Origin of the sequence: Furfurilactobacillus curtus, assembly GCF_045862785.1 — a bacterium.
Classification (GTDB): domain Bacteria; phylum Bacillota; class Bacilli; order Lactobacillales; family Lactobacillaceae; genus Furfurilactobacillus; species Furfurilactobacillus curtus.
This window is the reverse complement of the sequence record NZ_BQXO01000098.1, coordinates 1-303: the sequence shown is the minus strand read 5'-3', so window position 1 is coordinate 303 and position 303 is coordinate 1. Positions and strand designations below refer to the sequence as shown.

General features: G+C 47.9%; 1 rRNA gene. It reads right to left on the bottom strand.

The window, feature by feature from the left end:
* Positions 1 to 303 (bottom strand): 23S ribosomal RNA (locus ACKTR2_RS10640); the annotation flags it as partial.

The window sequence follows — 303 nt, the reverse complement described above, 5'->3', positions numbered from 1 at the left end:
GAAGTTACGGGATCATTTTGCCGAGTTCCTTAACGAGAGTTCGCTCGCTCACCTGAGGATACTCTCCTCGACTACCTGTGTCGGTTTGCGGTACGGGTAATTAAACGCTCACTAGAAGCTTTTCTCGGCAGCGTGACATCAACGACTTCCCTACTAAATTCGGTCCTCATCACAGCTTGGTGTTAAGCCCATAAGCATTTAACTCATGAACCACCTTGCTGCTTGACCAGACATTTCCATCCGTCTGGATCGTTTAGCCTTCTGCGTCCCTCCATTGTTCAAACACGTTTAACTAGTACAGGA